This is a genomic window from Opacimonas viscosa (genome assembly GCF_024199005.1).
GTDB lineage: Bacteria > Pseudomonadota > Gammaproteobacteria > Enterobacterales > Alteromonadaceae > Opacimonas > Opacimonas viscosa.
In genome coordinates, this window is sequence record NZ_JANATA010000151.1 from 1 (window position 1) to 268 (window position 268).

Below are 268 nucleotides of genomic sequence, written 5' to 3' on the forward strand. Positions count from 1 at the left end.
GTGCGGCTTCCGGAATAACGTATCCGCATCGCTCGAACTCAAATCGCACGGCTAGATCTGACGGCTCCATTATTTCCAGCATCAAAATCCCTTCTCCTAAAGCATGGTGCCTTCCCCCTGGAATAAGAAAGACGTCCCCGGGTTTTACCGGGATTTTGTCAAAGCAACCTTCTATCTCGTCGATATTCTGTTGTTCAATCCAGCTCTTTAACTGTTTGCGGGAAGGAGGGCGTTGGAACCCCGCGTAAATATAAGGTTGTTGTATGTC

Annotated in this window: 1 protein-coding gene; it reads right to left on the minus strand. The window is 48.5% G+C overall.

Annotated features, from left to right (window positions below; translation table 11 throughout):
• A partial coding sequence (locus NLF92_RS13070; protein ID WP_489886392.1) for a cupin domain-containing protein occupies positions 1-268 on the minus strand: 268 nt, incomplete at both ends.